The sequence below is a fragment of the Cesiribacter sp. SM1 genome (genome assembly GCF_020178975.1).
GTDB lineage: Bacteria > Bacteroidota > Bacteroidia > Cytophagales > Cyclobacteriaceae > Cesiribacter.
The window spans coordinates 1-7,423 of record NZ_JAHXBU010000097.1 but is presented as its reverse complement, the minus strand read 5'-3'; the positions used below and the strand labels follow the sequence as shown (position 1 = coordinate 7,423).

Annotated in this window: 10 protein-coding genes and 1 pseudogene; 5 read left to right on the top strand and 6 right to left on the bottom strand. The window is 42.2% G+C overall.

Features of this window, described 5'->3' with window-relative positions:
- Nucleotides 1-146: 146 nt before the first annotated feature.
- A pseudogene (locus KWJ01_RS28420) lies at nucleotides 147-353 on the top strand (IS3 family transposase); the annotation flags it as partial.
- A gap of 338 nt (nucleotides 354-691) precedes the next feature.
- Here the strand turns inward: KWJ01_RS28420 and KWJ01_RS27670 are convergent.
- The 4 genes from KWJ01_RS27670 to KWJ01_RS27655 form a co-directional block, all read right to left on the bottom strand.
- Nucleotides 692-865: a hypothetical protein gene (locus KWJ01_RS27670; protein WP_225000398.1), complete on the bottom strand. Its 174-nt coding sequence runs from the start codon at nucleotides 863-865 to the stop codon at nucleotides 692-694.
- Between the two features lie 83 nt (nucleotides 866-948).
- On the bottom strand, nucleotides 949-1,515 hold the full coding sequence (locus KWJ01_RS27665; RefSeq protein ID WP_225000397.1) for a dihydrofolate reductase family protein: 567 nt from the start codon (nucleotides 1,513-1,515) through the stop codon (nucleotides 949-951).
- A gap of 7 nt (nucleotides 1,516-1,522) precedes the next feature.
- Nucleotides 1,523-2,026, bottom strand: a complete 504-nt coding sequence (locus KWJ01_RS27660) for an SRPBCC domain-containing protein (RefSeq protein WP_225000396.1) — start codon at nucleotides 2,024-2,026, stop codon at nucleotides 1,523-1,525.
- Nucleotides 2,023-2,343, bottom strand: coding sequence for a helix-turn-helix transcriptional regulator (locus KWJ01_RS27655; RefSeq protein ID WP_225000395.1), 321 nt, complete (start codon nucleotides 2,341-2,343; stop codon nucleotides 2,023-2,025). Before KWJ01_RS27655 ends, KWJ01_RS27660 begins: the two co-directional genes overlap by 4 nt.
- A 539-nt stretch (nucleotides 2,344-2,882) precedes the next feature.
- Here KWJ01_RS27655 and KWJ01_RS27650 point away from each other — a divergent pair.
- Together KWJ01_RS27650 and KWJ01_RS27645 are read left to right on the top strand one after the other, a co-directional pair.
- Nucleotides 2,883-3,311 (top strand): response regulator, encoded by a 429-nt coding sequence (locus tag KWJ01_RS27650; RefSeq protein WP_225000394.1) that lies wholly within the window; start codon nucleotides 2,883-2,885, stop codon nucleotides 3,309-3,311.
- A 363-nt stretch (nucleotides 3,312-3,674) separates the two neighbouring features.
- Complete coding sequence (locus tag KWJ01_RS27645; RefSeq protein ID WP_225000393.1) at nucleotides 3,675-4,103, top strand: response regulator; 429 nt, start codon at nucleotides 3,675-3,677, stop codon at nucleotides 4,101-4,103.
- A 145-nt stretch (nucleotides 4,104-4,248) separates the two neighbouring features.
- Here the strand turns inward: KWJ01_RS27645 and KWJ01_RS27640 are convergent, their stop codons facing one another.
- Entirely contained in the window at nucleotides 4,249-4,401 is a 153-nt protein-coding gene (locus tag KWJ01_RS27640) for a hypothetical protein (protein ID WP_255651236.1), read from the bottom strand.
- Between the two features lie 10 nt (nucleotides 4,402-4,411).
- A complete protein-coding gene (locus KWJ01_RS27635) occupies nucleotides 4,412-4,705 on the bottom strand; it encodes a hypothetical protein (RefSeq protein ID WP_225000391.1) in 294 nt (97 codons plus the stop codon).
- 91 nt (nucleotides 4,706-4,796) lie between these two features.
- Here KWJ01_RS27635 and KWJ01_RS27630 point away from each other — a divergent pair, with 91 nt between their 5' ends.
- Together KWJ01_RS27630 and istA are read left to right on the top strand one after the other, a co-directional pair.
- Entirely contained in the window at nucleotides 4,797-6,365 is a 1,569-nt protein-coding gene (locus tag KWJ01_RS27630; protein WP_225000390.1) for an ISL3 family transposase, read from the top strand.
- Nucleotides 6,366-6,507: 142 nt separating this feature from the next.
- A complete protein-coding gene (gene istA, locus KWJ01_RS27625; RefSeq protein WP_225000389.1) occupies nucleotides 6,508-7,320 on the top strand; it encodes an IS21 family transposase in 813 nt (270 codons plus the stop codon).
- Nucleotides 7,321-7,423 lie beyond the last annotated feature (103 nt).

Genomic DNA, 7,423 nt, shown 5'->3' with positions numbered 1-7,423 from the left:
GCATTTTTGCCACTATCAAAAGAGAAACTCCCTATGTTGCTCTTCGACAATATAACAAAGCTGCATAACTTCAAATCTTGAAAATTTAATATACCTAAACCTTGGCTTAACCTTAGAATTCCGGCGGTCGAAAGGCCAACTGTTGGGATAATGCCGTAGCAGAGAGCTTTTTTAAAACCCTGAAAACAGAGTGTGTGTACAGAAAAAGATTTGAAAATCAAAAGGAGGCAGCCGTTGAGATTTTTGAGTTCATCGTAATCTGGTACAACAGGATGAGGCTACATTCCAGCTTGGGCTACCGCACACCCGCACAAATGGAGGAACTACTAAATTCTAAACCACTAGCAGCTTAATCTTTTGTCCACTTTTTTGTTGCAAGTCCACCTTCGGAGTTACCCACAATTAACACCCATAGCGATAGTAGTAGTTATCGACCTATATTTGAAAATGAATAGAATTCTCTACTTCTAGATGGTCCTAAAATGGGGGAGCTTACAAGCTCCCTGCAGCGTCAATGGCAAGAGAACAGGGAAGGCAACTGAAATTTTCTGTTGTTAGCACCTGTCTATTTTTCCTTGTCTACTTACCGTTTCATTAATCCAGATGGGGCAGATAGGGAAGTACCTCCCTCTGAAACTGGATAAACACGATAAGTCCCTGATCACTCTCCTATAACAATGGCTCACTCACGTTATTCCAGAAAGGTGATTCCAATCGCATCGAGGTTGAATTCATCCTCCACTGTACTTCCCGGAACCGCATGGGCCTTTTCAGACTCAATCCTATCAGGAATGGTCAGCCTGTTACCCCCTGAATTTATGATAGCATGGCTACTCGTCAGGCGCCATTTGGCTCGGGCAGCCATGACACTTTCAGTAGACATCCATTCTTCTCGCAGCGCCTCATGCTTATCACTGTTACAGGCAGTGTTTTGTTTGCCTGGTTGCGTTAGTTCCGTTCGTAGTGAAGTATGAAAATTCCGCTATTGCAGGTAATTGTGTTTTTAAGTTTTAGTGGCTGCCATTTCTCTAACTGCTCAAATGCTGAAACCCCTTTTCCTATTGCAATTGGATTCACAAAAAAATGAAACTCGTCAATGAGTCCCTCCCTAATTAATGATGAAACAAATGCACTGCCACCATAAACAATCATGTCTTGCCCATCCTGGCTCTTCAGTTTGTTGACTTCCTCTTTTAAGTTTCCTTTTGCAAGTATGGTTTTGTCCCAAACTGAATTATCGAGCGTTTTTGTAAACACAACTTTTCGAGCATTCACTATTCGTGTTGCAAACGCAAACATTGGACCGTCAGGCTTGGTAAAGGTGTCCTGCCAAAACGGAATATAGTTAACCGCTAACTTTCTGCCGAGAAGGATAGTGTCGGATGTGTCAAGCAAGTTAATAATGTATTGCCTGATACCGTCCAGGTCCCAGGTTATCCATTGCTGCTCATCATTTGCTCCTGTGGAGTTAAATCCATCAACGGTAACCTGCATTTGTAACTTCAGCTTTCGCATTGCTGTTTTATTTGCTTAACGTTACCAGCAATTCGTCCAGGTTTCCCAATGCCATGGTAAAGCCTTTTTCAAAGCCGAGCTCAATGATCTTTTCTAGGTCGGCAAGGCTTTCATATTTTGCCGTAATCGTTACAAGTGTTTTATCAGCAGTTTCGCTGAAAACATTGTTCCACAATGTTCTTGGCATATCCTGATTAACCGTTCCCTCTTCATCACAAAATGCGTCCAGACCTGAAAAGCTGCTTTTAAGTTCTATTTTGAGATAGTCATTTTTACACCAGTGCTTTTCATTTTCGGGACTGATCATGGCATACAGCCACATGCCCCCTTCCCGGAAATCCATAGACTTGGTTTGCGTACGATATGGTTTTGGCGCCCACCATTGGTCAAGTAGTTCAGGTTTAGTCCAGGCGTCCCAAACCAAATCAAGTTTTGCGGCAAACTCACGTTTTACCTGTACCGTATTGTTTTGTTTGTTTACGGTAAAGTCAAATTGTAATACTGTTTTCATTTATTGCTGCTTTTGAGTGTTGATAGTACTTCGTCAAGCTGGCTGAAACGTGTTTCCCAAATTTTCCGGAACTGTTCCAGCCATTTGTCTACTTCTTTCATTTTGTCAATTTCAAGCTGGTAATAAATTTCCCTGCCCTGATGCTCGGCTTTGATCAATTCACATTCCTGTAAAATCCGTAAATGCTTTGAAACCGCTTGTCGTGTGGTATCAAAGTGTTCGGCAATGGCATTGGGGGTCATTGCCTGTACTGCAATAAGCGCAATGATTGCCCGCCTTGTTGGGTCTGCAATGGCTTTAAAAATATCTCTTCTCATTAATCCAGGTTATAATACGAAACTAATCGTTTGCATTTAAATTTGCAACCATTTGGTTTCTAATTTTTCATAGACTTAGAATTTTTGGTTGGCAGATCAGTCGTTACATCGATCTTAGGTGATATTCTGTCTTGTGACAAAGATTATTCAGGAAAAAGGCAGGCAATCTTCGATAGAAGATCCAGCGTTTAGGCAGGAAGGCAACAAATTCAGTTTTACATGGCCGGGGGAAGTAATTTTATAGCCGTAAAGATTTACCATCAGATCGTTACCTGGGTTTTGCAGCCTACTGCCCAAAGCTGTTCATTACGGGGATATAATTTCAGCTGAACCTAGATGCCATTATCCTGGTGTTGTTTATTTGCTCTACGTACTGAAAACATGCAACATCGAAGCTAACATAGCGTATTTCAACCTAATGGCTTAACCTTTCGCAGATATAAAAAGCAATAGCAAATCAGCAAAACTTATAACACAACAGCAAGGAAAGTTAGTGCCTGATCCTGTTGATCAGGGCAACGCTGTTTTTAACTATTTAGATGAAAAAGATCAAGAGTGTCTTATTCGTTGACGATGATGAAATTACCAGTTACATCAATAAGTCAATCATAGAAGAAATGCAGATAGCCGAAAAAGTTCATTGTATGGAGGATGAACAAAAAGCACTGGAATTCATCATTGAACACTGCAGCGGTAAAGGAGCTGGAGATGATAGCTGTCCCGAACTAATCTTTCTGGATGTACATATGCCATTTTTCAATGCCCTCGAATTTCTGGAGCTACTTCAACAGCACCCAGGCTTTGATGCTGAAAAGTTATTCATTGTGCTGCTTACTTCTTCCATGCATGACAGAGATAAAGCATTATCTCAAAAATATAAAGTACAGGCTTACCTAAATAAGCCCCTGACCCCTGAAAAAATCAGCCACATCCTTTTTCAATTTTTCAACAGGAGGGGCAGGATTTAATCCTTTCGGGAGTAGAAAGTTTAGATAGTTGTTCTTTAGGTGATTTTACACACAAGCCAGTTGCGACTGGCTTAAAACAGGAAACGTATCGTGCTACAGGTTCTAGTAAAGAATCATTACTTGGAACTGGCAGCAAACTGCTTTAGAAAGTCAGGCGCAACATATATCATTAGCGTGCCTGTCTATTAAGATCCAGGGTCTTGGGGTAGACTTTGGATTTTCAAAAATTGGTGAATTAGAGAGAAATTAAGGTTTTAATAAAAAGAGTATTCTTTTTTTTGCTTTCACTAAATGCTACGGCAGGCTTAATACCCAGCGCTAACAAAATCGTAGCCAATATTCTTCATTATAATAAGAATTTATATGAAATCCATCCATAGAGTACTGGTGATTGACGATGATGAGACTAGCTGTATTATTAATAAGATTTTTCTGAAAGAAATGAATATAACAGAAGAAATAGAGTGCATTGAAGATGCCAATGAAGCACTATCTCTTCTTATAAAGGTGAGTGAGGAAGGCTCCTTTAAGGAAAAAGGTCCAGATCTAATTTTTCTGGATATCAATATGCCTAAAATGGATGGATTTGAATTTCTGGAAAGAGTGAGAGAACTGGAAGGCAGAGGAGCATTATGTAAACAAAAAATTGTTATGTACACTTCTTCCTATCATCCCAGGGATATAGAAAGAGCCAAACAGCATGGCGTGCTAGCTTATGTTATAAAACCATTAACCGAGACAAAAATGAAAAGTATCTTGGAGGCATATAACAACAATGCTACAAGGCGGTAATTTAAGCTCTGTCACAAGCACTTTACAGAGTGTTTTTCATTCTTTTTGAAATCGCTTTTTGCTTAGTTATGTTCTGGCATAAAAATCCAATTCCTGTATTTTCAGCAATTCAAAGAGGTATAGATTTCAATCGACTCAAAAATTTCTATGGTCTTTTAAAAACTACTCCGGTTTTCATGACGAAATGATTTTTGTCGTAGATCAAATTTTTAAAATCTTTTTCTAAATCTCCCTCGAAAGCTATTATATCGGCAAATGTGCCTGCTTTTATAACACCAAATTCATTTTGTTTTCCCATGGCACAAGCGCTATTGTAAGTTCCTATTTGTAAAAACTTCATTTACTGGAATGCCAGCCTCAAAATAGGACACCAACGAGTTTTTTGCTTCAATACCAATAGACCTTGGGGTATAGAGATACAAATCAGAGCCGTACACAATTTTCACGCCTGCTTTTACTGCTTTTAAGAGTCGTTGCTTTGTTGTTGTTACAAAACCTTTGATGTCTTCATCTGAAATATTGCTTTCGGAGAACTCTACTATACTATTATATCCATCATAAGTACCGTCTGTCGGCACCAGATAAACACCTTTTTCAGCCATGAGTTGTAGCGTTGGATAAGACGGAGGTCATTGGTTCAGCGTCAGATTTGGTGATGAGGGTCAAAATCCTGCTGAATATGGTTAAGCAAGAATGGAAACCAGCTTGCTTATACCACCTGAATTAGAAGTATTAGCTACTTCCGTCACTGAAGCAAAGGTTATCTTTCAGCTTCAGTTTATCGTCACTACCGCTTACTGCCCTCTTTGTGATAGCTTAAGCACTCGCATCCACAGCCGCTATGAGCGCAAGCTACAAGATCTGCCCATCAGTGGTAAAGTAGTAGAGCTACGACTCTGCACGCGCAAGTTTTTCTGCCAGAAGGATAACTGCCCCAGGAAAATCTTTGCACAACAACAACCAAGCTGCTTGAAGCGCTATGGTAGAAGACTACTTCGGGTGTGTGAACAGATGATCTGTATTGGATGCGAGATGGGCGCAAAGCCTGGAGCCCGTATTTGTAGGCTGGTAGGAATACCTATAAGTGCTTCTACTGTATTGAGAAGCATCAGAGGGGGTGCTGTAACTGAAGCCACTACTCCCACTGTTCTGGGTGTAGATGATTTTGCTTTTCGCAAGCGGGAAAGCTATGGCGCCATACTGGTAGATCTGGAAAAAAGAAAGCCCATCGACCTGTTGCCGGACAGGGAAGGCAAAACTTTAGAAGCCTGGCTTCTGGCACACCCCGGCGTTTCCATTGTCAGCAGAGATCGTTCTTCTGTGTACGCCCTTGCCATCACAAGGGCTTGCCCAGAAGCTGTACAGGTAGCCGATCGCTGGCATTTGCTTAAGAATCTGGGAGAGAATACCACCAAATTTCTGGATAGGCAAAGATCCTTAATCAGAGAAACAGCCCAGGAGGTTTTTGAGCAGCCAAAGTCTGAAGCTGCAGCAGAAGTGCCAGAGAAAACAACCAGTGTACGTGTGGAAAAACGCTATGCTCTTTTTGAAAAGGTAAAGCAACTTCAAAGTAATGGTCATTCTGCAAGAGCCATTGGCCGGCATTTAGGAGTGTCCAGAAATACGGTGAGGAGGTGTTTTAAACAAGAAGCCTTTGTTCCGAAAATCAATCCCAGAAAATCCAACCTTTTAGATTATGAATCTTATCTTCGGCAGCGCTGGCAAGAGGGCCAGCAGTGTGCAAAGGCACTCTTGCAGGAAATCAAAGAAAGAGGCTATAATGGCTCCTATACCATTCTAGCTGGCTTCCTGTCGAACTATCCCAAAACAGGAGAAGCACTTTCACTACCTTCTGCTCAAAAAGTTGAGAACTACTCCACGCGCAGCTTAAGCATCGCCTTTTGCAAGACAGAACAAGAATGGGATGATAAGCAAAAGCCTTTCCTGACGAAACTACTGGAGAAAAGCTCCTTGCTAAAGCAGCTCTGGGAACTGAACCTGGAATTCAAAAGCATAATGGCGCAGAAGAAGGGAGACAACCTGAAGGCCTGGTGCGAAAAAGCTGCTCAACATGCTTCATTCAAAAGCTTTGTACAGGGAATCCGGCAGGACTTTGATGCAGTCTATCAGGCGATGACCTCCTGCTGGAGTAACGGGCAAACAGAGGGGCAGGTTAATCGCCTGAAAAATATCAAGCGCCAGATGTATGGCAGAGCTAGTTTCGAACTTTTGCGTCGGCGAGTTCTGGCTAATTCAGCATAGCTTCACCAAATCTGACGCTGAACCTGATATTGTGCCAGTGATTTCGGGGATCACTGTGCCAAAATACTGATGAAACCGGAAGTTATTTCGCTCATCATTGTGCCACTTTCCATAATGTATAATAGCCTTGCCAGAAAAATTTATGGCAGGCCAACGCATCGACATTATGGATCTACAACAGCTTATACAGTTAAAGAAAAAGGGCATGAGTAACCGCCAGATCGGTCGTGCCCTTGGCCTGAGCCGTAACACGGTCAACAGCTATTTTAAAACCTTTTCAGCCCAGCAGCTCAGTCTTCAGGAACTGGAAGAGCAGAGTAGCAGTGCGCTTTCTTCTTTGTTTCCAGCGGCAGATTACAAAGACAAGAGCCGTTATGAGCAGCTAAGCAGCTACTTTCCCTACTATCAAAAAGAGCTAACCAAACCCGGCTGCACCCTACAGCAGCTCTGGCACCAGTACCTGCAACAACACCCGGACGGCTACCGCTATACGCAGTTTACACACTATTACAGTCGCTGGAGCAAACCTTTAAAAGCCAGCGGCATTCTGCTGCACAAGGCAGCCGAGAAGCTCTTTGTAGACTTTGCAGGAAAGAAGCTTAGCTATGTAGACAAAGAGACCGGAGAAGTGCTGGAGGCAGAGTTGTTTGTAGCTGTTCTACCCTGCAGCCACTACACCTTTGTACGTGCAGTAAAAAGCCAGCAGCGTGATGATTTTATTCTGTGCCTCAATGAGGCCCTAAGCTGGTTTGGAGGAGTGCCCCAAGCCATTGTATGTGATAACCTGCGCTCGGCAGTGAGCAAAGGCCATAGGTATGCTCCCCTGATCAACAAGACCCTTAAGGACTTTGCTTTGCACTACGGCTGTGTGGTGGATCCTGCACGACCTTATCATCCCCAGGACAAAGCCCTGGTGGAAGGAGCTGTAAAGCTAGTGCTCTTCCAAAATAATTAATAGAACTAAAGTAGTAGCTTTTTCATTTCCAATAAAAAGGAGGTAAGATGGGTAAGCTATTAAAGAAGCTAGAGATAAACAGAGAGGATGAGTTAGTATTACA